The organism is Streptomyces mirabilis (assembly GCF_018310535.1).
In the GTDB taxonomy this organism is placed as follows: Bacteria; Actinomycetota; Actinomycetes; order Streptomycetales; family Streptomycetaceae; genus Streptomyces.
Genome location: NZ_CP074102.1, coordinates 2,290,271 through 2,307,877 on the forward strand (window position 1 = coordinate 2,290,271; position 17,607 = coordinate 2,307,877).

At 70.5% G+C, this 17,607-nt stretch carries 14 protein-coding genes; 2 read left to right on the forward strand and 12 right to left on the reverse strand.

Annotation, left to right across the window (positions count from 1 at the left end; translation table 11 throughout):
• Positions 1–4: 4 nt before the first annotated feature.
• From cimA to ureA, 6 genes are all read right to left on the reverse strand, one after another.
• Positions 5–1,609: a citramalate synthase gene (cimA, locus tag SMIR_RS09910; RefSeq protein WP_168495844.1), complete on the reverse strand. Its 1,605-nt coding sequence runs from the start codon at positions 1,607–1,609 to the stop codon at positions 5–7.
• Positions 1,610–1,893: 284 nt separating this feature from the next.
• Entirely contained in the window at positions 1,894–3,213 is a 1,320-nt protein-coding gene (locus tag SMIR_RS09915; RefSeq protein WP_212726887.1) for an MFS transporter, read from the reverse strand.
• A gap of 97 nt (positions 3,214–3,310) precedes the next feature.
• The gene (locus SMIR_RS09920) at positions 3,311–3,847 is read right to left on the reverse strand and encodes a TetR/AcrR family transcriptional regulator (RefSeq protein ID WP_248003706.1); all 537 of its coding nucleotides are present in this window, start codon (positions 3,845–3,847) and stop codon (positions 3,311–3,313) included.
• Positions 3,848–3,927: 80 nt separating this feature from the next.
• Positions 3,928–4,965: an agmatine deiminase family protein gene (locus tag SMIR_RS09925; protein WP_168495842.1), complete on the reverse strand. Its 1,038-nt coding sequence runs from the start codon at positions 4,963–4,965 to the stop codon at positions 3,928–3,930.
• 14 nt (positions 4,966–4,979) lie between these two features.
• The gene (locus SMIR_RS09930) at positions 4,980–6,656 is read right to left on the reverse strand and encodes an urease subunit alpha (protein WP_168495840.1); all 1,677 of its coding nucleotides are present in this window, start codon (positions 6,654–6,656) and stop codon (positions 4,980–4,982) included.
• Positions 6,653–7,372 (reverse strand): urease subunit gamma, encoded by a 720-nt coding sequence (gene ureA / locus SMIR_RS09935; protein WP_168495838.1) that lies wholly within the window; start codon positions 7,370–7,372, stop codon positions 6,653–6,655. The genes SMIR_RS09930 and ureA overlap by 4 nt, the downstream gene beginning before the upstream one ends.
• Positions 7,373–7,515: 143 nt before the next feature.
• Between ureA and SMIR_RS09940 the strand changes: the two genes are divergently transcribed.
• Complete coding sequence (locus SMIR_RS09940; protein WP_212726888.1) at positions 7,516–8,949, forward strand: cytosine permease; 1,434 nt, start codon at positions 7,516–7,518, stop codon at positions 8,947–8,949.
• On the opposite strand, the gene SMIR_RS09945 is transcribed toward SMIR_RS09940, so the two are convergent.
• The 4 genes from SMIR_RS09945 to SMIR_RS09960 all read right to left on the reverse strand — a co-directional run bounded on the left by SMIR_RS09945 (position 8,896) and on the right by SMIR_RS09960 (position 13,974).
• Positions 8,896–10,212: a KamA family radical SAM protein gene (locus SMIR_RS09945; RefSeq protein ID WP_211118815.1), complete on the reverse strand. Its 1,317-nt coding sequence runs from the start codon at positions 10,210–10,212 to the stop codon at positions 8,896–8,898. The genes SMIR_RS09940 and SMIR_RS09945 overlap by 54 nt on opposite strands.
• 80 nt (positions 10,213–10,292) lie before the next feature.
• Complete coding sequence (locus tag SMIR_RS09950) at positions 10,293–11,363, reverse strand: hypothetical protein (RefSeq protein WP_168495834.1); 1,071 nt, start codon at positions 11,361–11,363, stop codon at positions 10,293–10,295.
• A gap of 213 nt (positions 11,364–11,576) precedes the next feature.
• A complete protein-coding gene (locus SMIR_RS09955; RefSeq protein WP_168495832.1) occupies positions 11,577–12,665 on the reverse strand; it encodes a branched-chain amino acid aminotransferase in 1,089 nt (362 codons plus the stop codon).
• 265 nt (positions 12,666–12,930) lie between these two features.
• Positions 12,931–13,974 (reverse strand): 3-isopropylmalate dehydrogenase, encoded by a 1,044-nt coding sequence (locus SMIR_RS09960; RefSeq protein WP_054234560.1) that lies wholly within the window; start codon positions 13,972–13,974, stop codon positions 12,931–12,933.
• A 142-nt stretch (positions 13,975–14,116) separates the two neighbouring features.
• Here SMIR_RS09960 and SMIR_RS09965 point away from each other — a divergent pair, with 142 nt between their 5' ends.
• A complete protein-coding gene (locus SMIR_RS09965) occupies positions 14,117–15,685 on the forward strand; it encodes a purple acid phosphatase family protein (protein ID WP_168495830.1) in 1,569 nt (522 codons plus the stop codon).
• A 100-nt stretch (positions 15,686–15,785) separates the two neighbouring features.
• On the opposite strand, the gene SMIR_RS44285 is transcribed toward SMIR_RS09965, so the two are convergent.
• Both SMIR_RS44285 and SMIR_RS09970 read right to left on the reverse strand, forming a co-directional pair.
• Positions 15,786–15,914: a hypothetical protein gene (locus SMIR_RS44285; RefSeq protein WP_097286358.1), complete on the reverse strand. Its 129-nt coding sequence runs from the start codon at positions 15,912–15,914 to the stop codon at positions 15,786–15,788.
• A gap of 205 nt (positions 15,915–16,119) precedes the next feature.
• On the reverse strand, positions 16,120–17,562 hold the full coding sequence (locus SMIR_RS09970; protein ID WP_168495828.1) for a DHA2 family efflux MFS transporter permease subunit: 1,443 nt from the start codon (positions 17,560–17,562) through the stop codon (positions 16,120–16,122).
• Positions 17,563–17,607 lie beyond the last annotated feature (45 nt).

Here is a 17,607-nt window from a genome sequence, read left to right on the forward strand (position 1 = left end):
TCGGCTACTCCGCCGGCTCTACGCCCGCGCGCAGCAAGCCGTACGTGTACGCATCCTCCAGCGCCTGCCAGGACGCCGCGATCACGTTCTCCGCGACGCCCACCGTGGACCACTCCCCCGCTCCGTCGGAGGTGGAGATGAGGACGCGGGTGGTGGACTGGGTGCCGTGCTTGCCCTCGAGGATGCGGACCTTGTAGTCCACGAGCTCCAGCTTGGCGAGCTGGGGGTAGATCTTTTCGAGGGCGACCCGCAGGGCACGGTCGAGCGCGTTCACCGGACCGTTGCCCTCCGCCGTGGCGACGATGCGCTCGCCCTTGGCGAAGAGTTTGACGGTGGCTTCGTTGGCGTGGGTGCCGTCGGGGCGGTCCTCGACGATCGCGCGCCAGGACTCGACCTGGAAGTACGTGCGTGCCCGCCCCTCCGCCTCCTCGCGGAGCAGGAGTTCGAAGGACGCGTCCGCCGCCTCGTACGTGTAGCCCTTGAGCTCGCGCTCCTTGACGCGTTCCACGACGCGGCCCACCAGCTCGCGGTCGCCGCCGAGGTCGATGCCGAGTTCCTTGCCCTTGAGCTCGATGGACGCGCGGCCCGCCATGTCGGAGACCAGCATCCGCATGGTGTTGCCGACCTGCTCGGGGTCGATGTGCTGGTAGAGGTCCGGGTCGACCTTGATCGCGGAAGCGTGCAGGCCCGCCTTGTGGGCGAAGGCCGAGACGCCGACGTACGGCTGGTGCGTGGAGGGGGTGAGGTTGACGACCTCGGCGATCGCGTGCGAGATCCGCGTCATCTCGCGCAGGGCGCCGTCCGGGAGGACCTTCTTGCCGTACTTCAGTTCCAGGGCGGCCACGACCGGGAACAGGTTCGAGTTGCCGACCCGTTCGCCGTAGCCGTTCGCGGTGCACTGGACGTGGGTCGCGCCCGCGTCGACGGCGGCCAGGGTGTTGGCGACCGCGCAGCCCGTGTCGTCCTGGGCGTGCATGCCGAGCCGGGCGCCGGTGTCGGCGAGGACCGTGGCGACGACCGCCTGGACCTGGGCGGGGAGCATGCCGCCGTTGGTGTCGCAGAGGATGACGACGTCGGCGCCCGCCCCCCAGGCCGCGCGGACGACCGCCTTCGCGTACTCGGGGTTCGCGCGGTAGCCGTCGAAGAAGTGCTCGCAGTCGACGAAGACCCGGCGGCCCTGCTCGCGCAGGTACGAGACCGTGTCCCGGACCATCTCCAGGTTTTCGTCGAGGGTGGTGCGCAGTGCGAGTTCGACGTGGCGGTCGTGGGACTTGGCGACCAGGGTGATCACCTGGGCGCCGGCGTCGAGAAGGGCCTTGACCTGCGGGTCCTCGCTCGCCTTGCCGCCCGCGCGGCGGGTGGCGCCGAACGCGACCAGCTGGGCGTGCTTGAAGTCGATCTCCTGCTGGGCGCGGGCGAAGAACTCGGTGTCGCGCGGGTTGGCGCCCGGCCAGCCGCCCTCGATGAAGCCCACCCCGAAGTCGTCCAGGTGCCGTGCGATGGCCAGCTTGTCCGCCACGGTGAGGTTGATGCCCTCACGCTGCGCGCCGTCGCGCAGGGTCGTGTCGAAGACGTGGAACGAATCGTCGAGCTCGCTGGTTTCGGTCATGGTGTTCGGCTCCTGATGTTGGATCTCGGTCTGTACCGGAATGACCGGCTCCACCGTCCTCCAATGATCCCTCGCGCTCCCTTCCCGGCTTGAGGTGGGCCAGGAAAACGAAAAACCTCTCGCGGGTGCGAGAGGTCTGCGCGCGGGTCGAGGACGACGATGTCCGCCCGTACGTGGTGGTACGTGGCGGTCACTGCGGACCGGCGCGCCTGCTGCCAATAATCATGGCGAACGAGAGCACGGGGGCAGTCTGGCACATACCGCCCCCGTGCTCACGGGTTGTCTCAGGATGCGAGCCGCGCCCTGGGCTCCGAGGAGGGTTCCTGGCCGGGGCCGGCCCGGTTGAGGTCCAGGTCGCGGGTCTCCCGCATGGTGACGTAGACCACCAGCGACACCGCCGCGCAGCCCGCCACGTACCAGTAGAAGCCGGACTCGATGCCCGCGTCCTTGAACCACAGGGCGACGTATTCGGCCGTGCCGCCGAAGAGGGCGTTGGCGATGGCGTACGGGAGGGCGACGCCCAGGGCGCGGACGCCGGTCGGGAACAGCTCCGCCTTCACACAGGCGTTGATGGAGGTGTAGCCGGTGACCACCACCAGGGCCAGCAGAGCCAGGCCGAGGGCGGGCCAGAAGCTGCCCACGTGCCGCAGCATCGTCATGATCGGGACCGTCAGGAACGTCGAGCCCACCGCGAAGGTGATGAGCAGCGGGCGGCGGCCGACACGGTCGGAGAGACGGCCCGCGAGCGGCTGGAGACAGGCGAAGACGATCAGCGCGGTGAAGGAGACGAGGGTCGCGGTCTCCTTGGGCAGGCCCGCCGAGTTGGAGAGGTACTTCGTCAGGTAGGTGGTGTACGTGTAGTAGGCGACCGTGCCGCCCATCGTGAGCGCGATGACCAGGAAGGCCTCCCTCCGGTGCTGCCACAGCGCGCGCATCGTGCCGCGCTCCTCGTCGGACGCGGCCTCCTCGTACACCTCGGTCTCCAGCATCGTGCGCCGCAGATAGAACACGACGGCCGCGCCGAGCGCGCCCACGATGAAGGGAATGCGCCAGCCCCAGCTGTGCAGCGCGTCGTCGGACAGGGTGCGCTGGAGGATGATCTGCAGGCCGAGGCCGAGGATCTGGCCCGCGGTCATCGACACGTACTGGAAGCTGGAGGCGAAGCCGCGCCGCTCGGGGGCGGAGGCCTCGGTGAGGTAGGTGGCGCTGGCCGCGTACTCGCCGCCCACCGAGAGTCCTTGCAGCAGGCGGGCGACAAGCAGGACGGCCGCGCCGCCGTAGCCCGCCACCGCGTAGGTCGGTGCGAAGGCGATGAGGAGCGCCGACAGCGACATCAGGGTGACGGTCAGCGTCAGGGCGGTCTTGCGGCCTCTGCGGTCGGCGATCCGGCCGAGCAGCCAGCCGCCGACCGGGCGCATGAAGAAGCCGACCGCGAAGATGCCCGCGGTGTTCATGAGCTGGGCGGTGGGGTTGTCGTCGGGGAAGAAGGCTCCGGCGAAGTAGGTGGCGAAGCTCGCGTACACGAACCAGTCGAACCACTCCACCATGTTGCCCGCCGAGCCGACCCAGATCTTCTTCCAGTGCTCTCGTCCCGTGAGTGCCATGAGCCGTAACGTGCCCGCTGATCACGGCCGCGACAAGGGCGCCTCACGTTTTGTTCATTGCGTTCACAGGCGGGAGCGCAGCCACGGCAAGTGACCGTCAGCTCAGGGATTCGTCCAGAAACTCCCTTACGTGGAGCAGGATCCGCTCTCTGTCCGTGCCGCGCAGTCCGATCGCCACATGGATGGAGAAGCCGTCGAGGAGGGCCCGCAGCCGGGCGGCGCAGCGGTCCGGGTCGACCGGCCGGAACTCGCCGCGCGAGACACCCTCGGCGAGCAGCGCGACCAGGTCGCGGTGCCAGGCGCCCTCGATGGCGACCTGCCGCTCGCGGGCGTCGTCGTCGGCGTTCTGCGAGCGGTTCCAGACCTCCAGCCAGAGCGTCCAGTGCGGGTCGCGGTGGCCGTCGGGGACGTACAGGTCGACGTACGCGTCGAGCCGCTCCCGGGCGGTGCCCCGCGCGGCGAGCAACCGGCCGCGCTCGGCGCCGAGCCGCCCCTCGCTCCACTCCAGGGTCTGCAGCAGCAGTTCGTCCTTGGAGTGGAAGTAGTAGAGGAGATGACCGCTGCTCATACCGACCTCGCGGCCGAGCGCCGCCATGGTGAGCTTCTCCAGACCGCGCTCGGCGATCATGTCCATGGCGGCGGCCAGCACGTCCTCGCGCGGAGGCGCGTTCTTCCTCCGCGGCGCGCTGTCCCCTGCCACGTGCGACTCCTGGTTCAGATCCTCGGCTGCTGCTGGGTGATGCAGTGGATGCCACCGCCTCCGGCAAAGATCGTACGTGCGTCCACCAGTGTCACCGTCCGCTCGGGGAAGAGCCGTCGGAAGATGCCGGCCGCGAGCTCGTCGCGCGGGTCGTCGAAGCCGCACAGGACCACGCCGCCGTTGCAGAGGTAGTGGTTGATGTAGGAGTGGTCGGCCCAGTGGCCGTCGGCCTCCAGGATCGTCGGGGCCTGGACCTCGACGACCTCCAGGCGGCGCCCGCGCGCATCGGTCGCGGCCTTGAGCAGGCCGATGACCTCCTTCGTCACCTCGTGGTCGGGGTGCGCCGGGTCCGGCTGGGAGTGCGCGACCACGACTCCGGGGCGGGCGAAGGCGGCCACGATGTCGACATGGCCGAGCGTGCCGAAGCCGTACGGGGGGTAGTCGCCGGTCAGCCCGCGCGGCAGCCAGATCGCCTTGCGGGTGCCGAGGTGGGCGTGGATCTCCGCCTCCACCTGCTCGCGCGTCCAGTCGGGGTTGCGCTCGGGGCCGAGCTGCACGGTCTCGGTCAGGAGCACGGTGCCCTCGCCGTCGACGTGGATCGCACCGCCCTCGTTGACCAGCTTCGAGGCGTACGTCTTCGCCCCCGCGAGGTCCGAGACATACGCGCCGATCTTGGCGTCGTGCTCCCAGCGAGCCCAGTCCTGGGCGCCCCAGCCGTTGAACGTCCAGTCCACGGCGGCCAGTTCGCCCTTTCCGTTGGTGAGGAAGGTGGGGCCGATGTCACGCATCCAGGCGTCGTCGAGTTCGCGTTCGACGGTGTCGACGTCCGGGCCGAGCAGCGCCCGGGCCGCCTGCGACTGGCCCGGCCCGCACACGACCGTCACCGGTTCGAACCGGCGGATCGCGCGCGCCACCGCCGCCCAGGCCGCGCGCGCCTCGGCGAGGTCGTCGGGGTTGTCGAAGGTGGGGTTGGGGCCCGGCCACGCCATCCAGGTGCGCTCGTGCGGGGTCCACTCGGCGGGCATCCGGAAACCGTCGGCGGCAGGGGTCATGGCGTGCACCTTCATCAGAGGAAGTAGAGGCGGTTGAGGGAGACCGAGTCGGCGGGCTCGGAGCGCAGCGGGTCACCGTCGAGGGTGACCAGGCCGGTGCGCTGGTCGACGTCGACGGATCCCGTACGGGAGTTGAGGCGCAGGTCGGCGGGGCCGATCCCGCGGGTGCCCCGCACGGCGACTCGGCGCCGGCGTGTCGGCATGAGGTCGCTGCCCTGGTCGAGCGCGGCCTGGGCGACGAAGGCGACCGAGATCTCGGCGGGCGTCGCGCCGTGCGCCCCGAACTGGGGCCCCAGGACGAGGGGTTCGCAGGTGTCGGTGGCGGCGTTCGGGTCGCCGACTACGCCGTACGCCGGGAAGCCGGACTTGAGGACGAGCTGCGGCTTGGCGCCGAAGAACTCCGGGCGCCACAGGACGATGTCGGCGAGCTTGCCGACCTCGATCGAGCCGACCTCGTGGGCGAGCCCGTGCGCGATGGCGGGGTTGATGGTGAGCTTGGCCATGTAGCGCAGGACGCGCTCGTTGTCGTGGTCCGCGTCCGCCGGGGCGCCGCGCTCGGCCTTCATCTTTCCGGCCATCGCGAAGGTGCGGCGTACGGTCTCGCCCGCGCGTCCCATGCCCTGGGCGTCCGAGGAGGTGATCCCGATCGCGCCCAGGTCGTGCAGCACGTCCTCGGCGCCCATGGTCCCGGCGCGGATCCGGTCGCGGGCCATGGCCGCGTCGCCGGGCAGGTCGGTCTTCAGGTCGTGGACGGAGACGATCATGCCGTAGTGCTCGGCGACCGCGTCCCGGCCGAAGGGCAGGGTGGGGTTGGTGGAGGAGCCGATGACGTTCGGGACTCCCGCCATCTTCAGGACGTTCGGTACGTGACCGCCGCCGCAGCCCTCGATGTGGAAGGCGTGGATGGTCCGGCCTTCGAGGACGCGCAGGGTGTCCTCGACCGACAGGCATTCGTTCAGCCCGTCGCTGTGCAGGGCGACCTGGACGTCGTGCTCCTCGGCGACGCGCAGCGCGGTGTCGAGGGCACGGGTGTGGGCGCCCATGTCCTCGTGGACCTTGAAGCCGCTCGCCCCGCCCTCGGCCAGGGCCTCGACGAGGGGGGCGGCGTCGGAGGACGAACCCCGGCCCAGGAAGCCGATGTTGACCGGCCAGGCGTCGAAGGCGTTGAAGGCGTGGCGCAGTGCCCAGGGCGAGTTGACGCCGACGCCCCACACCGGCCCGAACTCCTGGCCGATGATCGTGGTGACGCCGGAGGCGAGCGAGGCCTCCATGATGCGCGGCGACAGCAGGTGCACGTGGGTGTCGACGGCTCCGGCGGTGGCGATCAGCCCCTCGCCCGAGACGATCGACGTCCCCGTACCGACCACCACGTCGACGCCGTCGAGGGTGTCGGGGTTCCCGGCCCGCCCGATCGAGCAGATCCGCCCCTCGCGGATGCCGATGGACACCTTGCGAATCCCCTGGGCCGCGTCGATCACCACCACGTTGCTGATGACGACGTCGCAGGTCTCGCGGACGGCGGCGGCCTTGAGGTGCAGTCCGTCGCGGGCGGTCTTGCCGAAGCCGGCGAGGAACTCGTCGCCGTAGCGCTGGGCGTCGGACTCGACGCGGATGGTCAGCCCGGAGTCACCGAGGCGGACGCGGTCGCCGGCGCGGGGGCCGTGGGTGGCTGCGTACTCGTAGGGATTCATCGCCGCTCAGCTCCCTCGTTCTCCCCGGTGTCCCCGGTGTCCCCGGCCCCGAGGTACCCGCAGGCGGCGGCCCTGCGCAGGGCCTCCTCCCTGGCTCCGGGCGCGTCCAGCGGCCCGTCGACCAGTCCCGCGAAGCCGATGGCGATCCGCTCACCGCCTATGGGCAGCAGCCCGACCTCGGCGCTCTCCCCCGGTCCGAAGCGCACGGAGGACCCGGCGGGGACCGCGAGCCGCATCCCGTAGGCCGCCGCCCGCGGGAAGTCGAGCCGCGGATTGGTCTCGAAGAAGTGGAAGTGCGAGGTGACGGAGACGGGCACGGTCGCGGTGTTGGTGACGGTCAGCCGGACGACCGCGGCGGGCTCGGCATGCTCCGGCCCCGGCAGCAGCGCGCCAGGCGCCCGCTCCCCCAGCCCACCCCCGAGGGGGTCGCTGACGACCGCGAGCCGGGACCCGTCGTCGAAGACGGCCTCGACATGCACCTCGGTGACGACGTCGGCGACGCCCGGCAGGACGTCGTCGGGGCCGAGCACCGCCCGGGCCGCCGCGATCGCCTCGGCGAGCCGACGCCCGTCCCGGGCCGCCTCGCACACGGTGTCCGCGATGAGGGCGGTCGCCTCGGGGACGTTCAGCCTGAGGCCCCGGGCCCGGCGGGCACGGGCCAGCTCGGCGGCCCCGAAGAGCAGCAGCCGGTCACGTTCCGTGGGGGTCAGTCTCATGTCCGGGCACCTCCTTGCCTTCCTCGATTTAGAGCACCACTCTAAACACGAGATTCATGGAACGGAAAGATTGACATCCAGAATCTGGTCACACACATTGAACGTCGCTCTAACTCTCAGGCGGCCGTCGAAGGAGACCAGCCATGCCGATCGAACAGCGCGGAGTCGACACCATCCCCGACGAGGAACGAACCAGCGGGCCGGGGGACCTCGTCTCGATCCTGCTGGGATCGAACCTGTGTCTGGGCGTGATCATCTTCGGCTGGCTGCCACCCTCCTTCGGGCTCGACTGGTGGTCGTCGGTGAGCGCGATCGTGGCGGGCACGGTGATCGGCACGGCGCTCACCGCGCCGCTCGCGCTGGTGTCCCTGCGCACGGCGACGAACCTCTCCACCTCCTCCGGCGCCCAGTTCGGCGTGCGCGGACGGCTGGTCGGCTCGGTCGTCGGGCTGCTGCTCGCCCTCGGCTACACCGCCCTGACCGTCTGGATCGGCGGCGATGTGATGGTGAGCGTGCTCGGCCGCCTGTTCGGGCTGCCGGCGAACGGGCTGTCGTACGCCGTCGTGTACGCCGTCCTCGCCGCCGCCACCGTCGCGGGCGCGGTGTACGGCTACCGCGTGCTGCTCGCGATGTCCCGGGTCCTCGCGGTCGGCATGACCGCGCTCCTCGCGCTCGGTGTGCTCGCCTACGCGCCGCACTTCACCACCGCCGCGCTCCCGCAGACCGGCGGCTATCTGCTGGGCTCGTTCTGGCCGACCTGGCTGCTGGCGGCGGTCGCGGCGGGCCTGTCCGGACCGATCGCGTTCATCACCCTGCTCGGCGACTACACGCGCTACATCTCCCCGTCCCGGCACTCCTCCCGTACGGTCCTGCACGCCACCTGGCTGGGCCTGATCGCCGGGCTGCTGGTCCCGCAGCTCTTCGGCACCTTCACGGCGTACGCGGCCCGCGCGGCCCTCGACTACGCGGGGCCGCTGGTCTCCGCCTCCCCCACCTGGTACCTGGTCCCGCTGCTGCTCGCCGCCTCCGCGGGGTCGGTCGGCAACGCGGGCCTGATGCTGTACTCCATGGGCCTGGACCTGGACGCGATCCTGCCGAAGGCCTCGCGCGCCCGCGCCACGCTCACGGTCGCCGTCGTCGCGACCGTCTGTGTCTTCGTCGGCCACTACGCCTGGAACGCGCAGTCCGCGATGACGTCCTTCGTCCTTCTCCTGACCGCCATCGGCACCCCGTGGGCGGTCATCACCCTCATCGGCTTCGCCCGCTGCCGCGGAATCTACGACCCGGACGCCCTCCAGGTCTTCAACCGCCGTTCCCGGGGCGGAATCTACTGGTACCGAGCCGGCTGGAACGTCCAGGCGACGGTGGCCTGGGCACTGGGCGCGTTCGCCGGCCTCCTCGCCGTCTCCCTCCCGTCGTACCAGGGACCGCTGCTGTCCCTCACCGGTGGAGTGGACTGCAGCTTCGTCCTGTCAGGGCTGGTCGGCGGCCTCGTGTACGTGGCCCTCTCGCCGAAGCGGGCGTCACACCGGGTCGAGGCCGGGCAGGAACTGGCTCGCGCCGAAAGCGGGCTTTAGGTCGCTGAACCAGGTGGCGTTCTCGTCGTACGCGGCGAAGAACGGGCGGCCCACCAGCTCCGGGTCGCGGGCCTGGATGAGATGGAGCACGAAGACCTTCTCACCGGCCACCTCCGTGATCCCGTCCACGCACACCTTGCCCGGCATCGCCGACATGACCGGGCCGCGCACGGTCCGCGCGAGGCCGGACACCTGGGCGTAGGCGTCGCGGAAGATCTGGTGACCGCGGGCGAGCGGCACCCCGAAGTAGCCCTGCGGGCCGGTGTCCCGCTCCACGAACTGGTAGTACGGCACCGCCCCCAGCGCGGTCGTCTCGTTCCACAGCCCGGCCCACGCCTCGGCGCTGTCGTTGATGCCCCTGACCAGCGGCCCCTGGCAGCGGATCACGGCACCCGTGTCACGCACCCGGCGCATCGCCTCCCGCACCACCGGGGGCCGCAGCTCCTGGGGATGGGTGAAGTGGGCCATCAGCGCGAGGTGGCGGCCGCTCGCGACGACCTTCTCGAACAGGCGCAGCACGTCGTCGGCATCGCGGTCGGTGAGGAAACGGTACGGCCAGAAGGCGAGCGACTTGGTGCCGATGCGGACCGACTGGATCGACTCGATCTCCAGGAGCGGTTCGACGTAGCGGCGCAGCACCTCGGTGCTCATCACCATCGGGTCGCCACCCGTGATGAGCGCGCTGGTGACCTCCGGGTGGGCGCGCAGATAGGCGGACGTGGCGCCGATGTCGTCGGTGGCGATGCGCAGGTCGGACTCGCCGACGAACTGGGGCCAGCGGAAGCAGTACGTGCAGTAGGCATGGCAGGTCTGGCCCTGGCGCGGGAAGACCAGCACCGTTTCCGGGTACTTGTGCTGGAGGCCGGTGAGACGCCGCCCCTCGTGCACGGGGACGTTGGCATCGAGCTGCCCGGAGGGATGCGGGTTGAGCTTCATCCGGATCTCGTGCGCCGCGCGCAGGACGTCGGCCTTCGGGGCGTCCCGCGCCAGCAGCTCCGCCATCTGCCGGAGGTCGGGCTCGGGCAACATCTCGGCCTGCGGGAACGTCAGCCGGAAGATCGGGTCGTCGGGCACGGCCGACCAGTCGATCAGCTCGTCGACCACGTAGGCGTTCGTACGGAACGGCAGGACGGCCGCCACGGCCCGCAGGGCGAGTCGCTCGGCGGGCGGCAGGGACACGCGCCGCAGCAGGCCGTCCAGGTCACGGGGCGTGAAGGCGCGAAAGCGGGGGCTCGGGTACGAAGACCGGGAGCTGGTGTCCAAAGACCGGAGGCTCAGGTGCGCGGAGCCGGGTCTCGCGGGCTGAGCGGGGTGGAGCGCTGAACTCATAGGTGCCGGTGCCTCTATTCCGTGACCAGAACCGGCGGCCGCAACTCGACGAAGGCGGCCGCCGACGCATCGTACTTCTCCGCGAAGTGCTGCATGAGCAGCCGGTGAAGCTCACTTTCGTCGTCGACGACGATCAGTTCGTGCGCGCCCTGCACGCCCAAGGCCTCGCTGTACGCGGAGAGTTGATCGAGGCGGTGGCGGGCCATGTACGACACGAGGTCGTGCCCGGCGACGTACAGACAGTCGTCCACATAGACGAAGCGACAGCTGAACTCCCGGCGGCCGTCGGTCGCGTCGACCAGGGTCACCGGCAGATGGGTGAACCGCTCCATCCGCTTGCTCTGCTGCCACAGTTCGTCGAAGCGCTGTTCGACGAAGGTGCCGAGCGGGGAGCGGACGGCGACCTCCAGCTGGACTCCCTCGCCGGAGAGGCGCCCTACGGTGAGGAAGGAGACCAGGGAGCGCTCGTCCCAGCGGTAGAGGGTCACGCCCGGGGAGGTGGAGCAGAGGCGTACTTCGAGGAGCTGGCGGGAGTTCTCGTCGAGCCGGAGCGCGAACCGGTCCAGCGTGCGCAGGTTGCGCATGATGTCGCGGCGGATGTCGGCGCTCTGCTCGCCCAGCTCACGGCCGCGCAGGATGACCGCGAGGGAGTCCGGGTCGAGAAGCAGGATCTGCACGCGGGCGCCGTGCCCGGTGGCCGCCTTGATGCCGCGGAAGAGGCGCTCGGAGAACTGCGGGCCGAAGACGCTGGAGAAGGTGTCGAGGACCTTGACGTTCGAGGTCGAGCCGTAGACCTGGGCGCTGAACCACTCGTAGTCCAGCCGGGTGTGTTCGCGGACCCGGCCCTCCTGGGCGCGGCTGATCAGCGGGCCGATCACGAAGACGGTGACGACGACGCCGACGATGTCGGTGCCGAGGTTGAGGGTGAGGTTCTCCTCGTAGTTGTCCATCCGCGAGCTGCTCCAGAGGAGGAGGGCTGCGACGGCGGCGAGGAGGACAAGGGCCGTGAGGCTCTGAGGGCGGCGTGGGGTGCGTAAGGTGCGCAGCAGCCAGCGCAGTCGTGGTATCGGCGACCCTGCGCTCACCTGCGCTCCCTCCGTGGCCGTGCGGGCACACGGGAGGGCGGCACGCTCCCCCCGTGGAATCTGTGGATACCCGTGTCACGGAGCCGCTACGCGTCGAACGAACCGCCGGTCCCCGTACTCCTGTTGGGGAGAGGGGGACCGGCGGGAGGCGTGGGGCGCCGGGGACCGGCGGGCGCGAGGGTCGCGACTGGCGCGAACGTCGCGAGGAGCGTCCTAGCCCAGCGGGTGCATCCAGCCGTGCTTGTCCACGCTGATGCCGCGCTGGATGTCGAGAAGCGCCTCGCGCAGCTTCAGGGTGACCTCGCCGGGCTCGCCGCCGGACTGCTGCCACTCGGTGCCGGTGCGCTTGACCGTGCCGACGGGGGTGATGACCGCGGCCGTGCCGCAGGCGAAGACCTCGGTCAGGGTGCCGTTCTCCGCGTCGCGTTGCCACTGGTCGATGGAGACGCGGCCCTCCTCGGAGGTGTAGCCGAGGTCGCGGGCGACGGTGAGGAGGGAGTCGCGGGTGACGCCCTCCAGGATGGAGCCGGTGAGGGAGGGGGTGATGATCTTGTCCCCGTACACGAAGTACAGGTTCATGCCGCCGAGCTCCTCGATCCACTTGTGCTCGACCGCGTCGAGGTAGCAGACCTGGTCGCAGCCCTTCGCCGCGGCCTCGGCCTGGGCGAGGAGGGAGGCCGCGTAGTTGCCGCCGGTCTTGGCGTCGCCCATGCCGCCGGGGACGGCGCGCACATGGTCCTCGGAGAGCCAGATCGACACCGGCTTCACGCCGCCCGCGAAGTACGCGCCCGCGGGGGACGCGATGACGAGGAAGAGGTACTCGTTGGCGGGCTTCACACCCAGGCCGACCTCGGTCGCGATCATGAACGGACGCAGGTAGAGGGACTCCTCGCCGCCATGGGCGGGGACCCAGGCGCGGTCCTGCTGGACCAGCAGGTCACAGGCCTCGACGAACGTCTCCACGGGCAGCTCCGGCATGCCGAGCCGGCGGGCGGAGGCCTGGAAGCGCCGGGCGTTCTTGTCCGGGCGGAAGGTGGCGACGGAGCCGTCGGGCTGGCGGTAGGCCTTGAGGCCCTCGAAGATCTCCTGCGCGTAGTGCAGGGTCATGTTCGCGGGGTCGAGGGAGAGCGGGCCGTACGGAACGAGCTGGCCGTCGTGCCAGCCGCGGCCCTCGGTCCACTTGATCGTCACCATGTGGTCGGTGAAGTGGCGGCCGAACCCGGGGTTGGCGAGGATCGCCTCGCGCTCCGCCGCGGAGCGGGGCTGCGAAGAGGGCTTGAGCTCGATCGTGGGCGTCGTCATGTGGTTGTCCTTCACCGGTTGTGTGTGACGGGCCGCGCTCACGCCTGCACTGCCAGTGGCCAGTACTAGGACGTCCGAGCATTCCCTCATTCCCGCGGCTCCGCGTTCGATTATCGCGCGCGCGAAGCCATGGACGAAACGGGGTGAAGACGGCCCAGCGGTTACCCAGGGGTTGTTGATGGTGGCACCCGGCGAGGGCATAGGAAAAGCCGCCGGGTGCGGATGCGACCCGGCGGCTCCTACGAGACGTAAGTAAGGCGGCGGGTCAGCCGGCTACTCGTACGGCGAGCGCGTCGCCGATTTCCTCGGTGCTGCGGGCGGGCTTGCCCACGCGCTCGGCGAGGTCGGCCGAGACGGCGTCCTCGATGCGGGCGGCCTCGGCCTCGTAGCCGAGGTGGCGCAGCAGGAGGGCGACGGACAGGACGGTGGCGCTCGGGTCGGCCTTGCCCTGGCCCGCGATGTCGGGCGCCGAGCCGTGCACGGGCTCGAACATCGAGGGGAATTCGCCGGAGGGGTTGATGTTCCCGCTCGCGGCGACGCCGATGCCGCCGGAGACAGCCGCGGCGAGGTCGGTGATGATGTCGCCGAAGAGGTTGTCGGTGACGATCACGTCGAAGCGCGCGGGGTCCGTGACGAGGTAGATCGTCGCGGCGTCCACGTGGATGTAGTCCGTGGTGACCTCGGGGAACTCCTCGGCCACCTTGTTGAAGACGTTCGTCCAGAGGTGACCGGCGAAGGTCAGCACGTTGTTCTTGTGGACCAGCGTCAGCTTCTTGCGCGGGCGGGCCTGGGCGCGGGCGAAGGCGTCACGGACGACACGCTCGACGCCGAAGGCCGTGTTGACGGAGACCTCGGTGGCGACCTCGTGCTCGGTGCCCTTGCGGATCGTGCCGCCGTTGCCCGTGTACGGGCCCTCGGTGCCCTCGCGGACCACGACGAAGTCGATCTCCGGCTGGCCGGCCAGCGGGGTGGCGACACCCGGAAGGAGCTTCGACGGACGCAGGTTGACGTGGTGGTCGAAGGCGAAGCGGAGCTTGAGCAGGAAGCCGCGCTCCAGGACTCCGGACGGGACCGAGGGGTCACCGATCGCGCCGAGCAGGATCGCGTCGTGCTGCTTGAGGGCGTCGAGGTCGGCCTCGGTGAGGGTCTCACCGGTGGCGTGGTAGCGCTTGGCCCCGAAGTCGAACTCCTTGGTCTCCAGCTTCACATCCTGCGGAAGGACGGCGGAGAGCACCTTCAGCCCCTGGGCCACGACCTCCTGGCCGATGCCGTCACCGGGGATCACTGCGAGATTGATGCTGCGAGACATGAAGGCACCGTACTCCGTGTCCCATGGAATGACACGAGGTGTCCGCCATCCGGACATCCTCGGGGTGTCGCGGAGCGTTTCGTCGACGTGCGTTCACCCGTACGTATGGCGGGCGTTGGGACTTACTGGGAAGTTCACCAGCATGGACCTTCCCGACTTCGGCATTCCGCAGCAGCTCGCGAGCCGGATGAGCATGGCGGAGCAGTACGAGTACCTGCGTACGAAGCTCACGCGGCGCCGCGCCCTGGTGTCGGCGGGTGCGTTCGCGGCCGGCGGGCTGCTGGCCGGCTGCTCGTCCCCGTCGGGGACGGTGACGCGCGGCTCCGCCCCGGGCACGAGCGTCACCGGGCAGGTGCACGGTTCCGTCGTCACCCCCTTCGGCCGCCACCTCGCCTTCGGCGCCGACCCGAAGAGCCAGATGCGGGTTTCCTGGCAGGTGCCGCTCGCGGTCCGGAGGCCGTATCTGCGGGTGGGCACGCATCCCGGACAGCTGAGCCGGAAGGTCGAGGCCGAGGTCCGCGCCCTGCACACGCCGGGGGTCACGGGCGTACGGCTGGCACTGGACCAGTACTACGTGCACGCGGCCCTGGACGGTCTGAAACCCGGCACGACGTACTACTACGGCGTCGGCCACGACGGCTTCGACCCGGCCTCACCGGCGCGCAGGTCGACCGTCGGCTCCTTCCGCACGGCGCCCGCGAACCCGGAGAAGTTCGTGTTCACCGCCTTCGGCGACCAGGGCGTCAGCTCGGCCGCGCTCGCCAACGACAAGGTGCTGCTGCGCCAGAAGCCCGCCTTCCACCTTCACGCGGGTGACATCTGCTACGCGGACGGGACCGGGCGCGGCAAGAAGTCGGACGGGTTCGACCCCGGGTACTGGGACCTGTTCCTCAAGCAGACCGAGCCGGTGGCGAAGTCGGTGCCGTGGATGGTGACGACCGGCAACCACGACATGGAGGCCTGGTACTCGCCGGACGGCTACGGCGGCCAGGCGGCCCGTTTCTCCCTCCCGGACAGCGGCTTCGACCCCCGGACGGCACCGGGTGTCTACTCCCTCACGTACGGCAACGTCGGCATCGTGGCACTGGACGCGAACGACGTGTCGTACGAGATTCCCGCCAACCAGGGCTACACGGGCGGGAAGCAGACGAAGTGGCTGGACAGGAAGCTGGGCGAGCTGCGCTCCTCGGCGGCGGTGGACTTCATCGTGGTCTTCTTCCACCACTGCGCCTATTCGACGTCCGCGCACGCCTCCGACGGCGGGGTGCGCGCGGCGTGGCTGCCGCTGTTCAGCAAGCACCAGGTGGACCTGGTGATCAACGGGCACAACCACGTGTACGAGCGGACGGACGCCGTCAAGAAGGGCGGGGTGGGCCGTTCGGTGCCGGTGGGCGGCTCGACGGATCCGACGCGGGACGGGATCGTCTACGTCACCGCGGGCGGCGGCGGCAAGGATCTGTACGGCTTCCCGTCGGGCGTGAAGGACAGCTACGAGGGGCACGTCGGCCGCCACGAGTCCGTGAGCAGCTTCCACTGGACCAAGTCGCAGGACCAGCAGCGGGAGACGGTGGAGTGGTCCCGGGTGCGGTACGCCGGCTTCTCCTTCCTCTCGGTGGAGGCGGAGGCGGGCACGGCGCCCCGGCTCAAGGTGTCGGCGCTCGCGGAGAGCGGCAGGCGCATCGACCACTTCGAGGTGCGGCGCGGTCGCTGAGCACGCGGCGGCTCGGCACTCCGGGGTGCGGCGCGGGGCGTGGACCCCGCGCCGCACCCCGTGCGGGTGCGGCTCCCGGTATGGGGGTGGTGCGGGCGGGTCAGTGACCCGTCTCGCCGCCGTTGTCCCTGCGGTCGAGGGCGCGCTGGAGGGCGGCGGCCGCGTTCTTGCGGTCGGACTCGCTCGTGCGGGACACGTGGCGGACTCGGCGGACGGTCGTCTCGGCCATGATGAATCGACTCCTTGCTTCCGGAAGCGGCCCGGAAAGGACCACCGGAAGTGCGATGAGGGAGGGATACGAGACGCCGGGGGCGGGGAGCGGTGCCGCAGGGGTTGCCTGCCAGGGGCTCCGGCTCACGACCGCCATTCGCTTGGTCTAGCGAGACGTTCGGCTCCTACAAAACTAAGCGAGGAAGGAGCATCTGTCTCCACAGTTAGTCGGACTTCCTACTATCTGAGACGGTGGATTGGGTCACACGGCCCTGAGCTGGGACAACAGTTCGCGCGGCATCGCCCGCCGCAGGGTGCAGCCGCAGGGCGCCCGCCGTCGGAACGAGACACAGCACGCCGAGCACCACGAACGCGACGGCGTACGCCGAGCGCGTCCCGTCCATCAGCGCCGCGCCCCCGCGCAGCGCGACGGCGGTGACGGCCACGCCCAGCCCCGCGGCCAGTTGGTGGGAGGTCGCGAAGAGGGCGTTGGCGTCGCGCAGCCGCTCCGGCGGGGTCTCGCTGAAGGCGATGGTCGCGTAGCCGCTGAGGCCGACCGAACGGGCGACACCGGAGAGCACCGCGACGACCGCGATCACCGCGACCGGCGTGCCCCGCGTGAACAGCGCGCAGGCCGTGGTGGTGACCGCGAGCCCGAGCGTGGAGACGATCAGCAGCGGACGGAAGCCGAAGCGGTTGATCAGATACGTCGTCGCGGGCTTGACCCCTATGTTCCCGACGAAGACGAACAGCACCACCGCGCCCGACTTCACCGCGCTCCAGCCGAACACCTCCTGGAAGAGCAGCGGGAGGAGGAAGGGGAGGGCGGCGACGACCGCCATGTAGAGCGAGCCGTCGAGCGCCGACGCGCGGAAGGACTGGACGTCCAGGGTGCGCAGGTTGACCAGCGGGTGCGGGGTGCGCAGCAGATGCCGTACGGCCGCGGTGAGCGCCACGGCGGCGATCGCGCCGACCGCCACCGTCTGCGCGGCGGATCCTCCGGTCTGGTCGGAGAGCAGGTGCGCGGCCCAGGTCAGGGCGGCGAGACCGGTGCAGGTGAGCAGGGTGCCGACGAGGTCCAGCGGGGGTGTCTCGTCCCGCGGGGCCGGCGCGATGAGGCGGTGCGCGACGAGCAGGGCGACCACGCCGAGGGGCACGTTCGGCAGGAAGATCCAGTGCCAGGAGGCGTACGTGGTGATCAGGCCCCCGAGCAGGGGCGCGAGCACCGGGGCGACGAGGCCGGGCCACACGATGTACGCGACCATGCGCGGCAGATCCCGCTTGGCGGTACCGGTCAGAACGACCAGCCGGCCGACCGGCACCATCATGGCGCCGCCGACGCCCTGCAGCACACGGGTGCCGACGAGCACGCCGAGGTTCGGGGCGAGCGCGCAGGCCAGGGAGGCGAGGGTGAAGACCGTGATCGCGGCGAGGAAGACCCGGCGTGGGCCGAAGCGGGCGGTGAGCCAGCCGGAGAGGGGGATGAGGACGGCGAGGGTGACGAGGTAGGCGGTGATGACCAGGCCCACGGAAGTGGGGGCGGTGTGCAGGTCCCGGGCTATCTGCGGGGCCGCGGTCGACACGATCGTGCCGTCCAGCATCTCCATGAAGAAGCAGCCCGCGACGAGGAGCGCGGTCGCGGTGCCGCGCCGGTGAGAATCCGTCATGGGTCCAGACTCGGGGCGCCCATTGCTGCACACAAGGTCCGATTG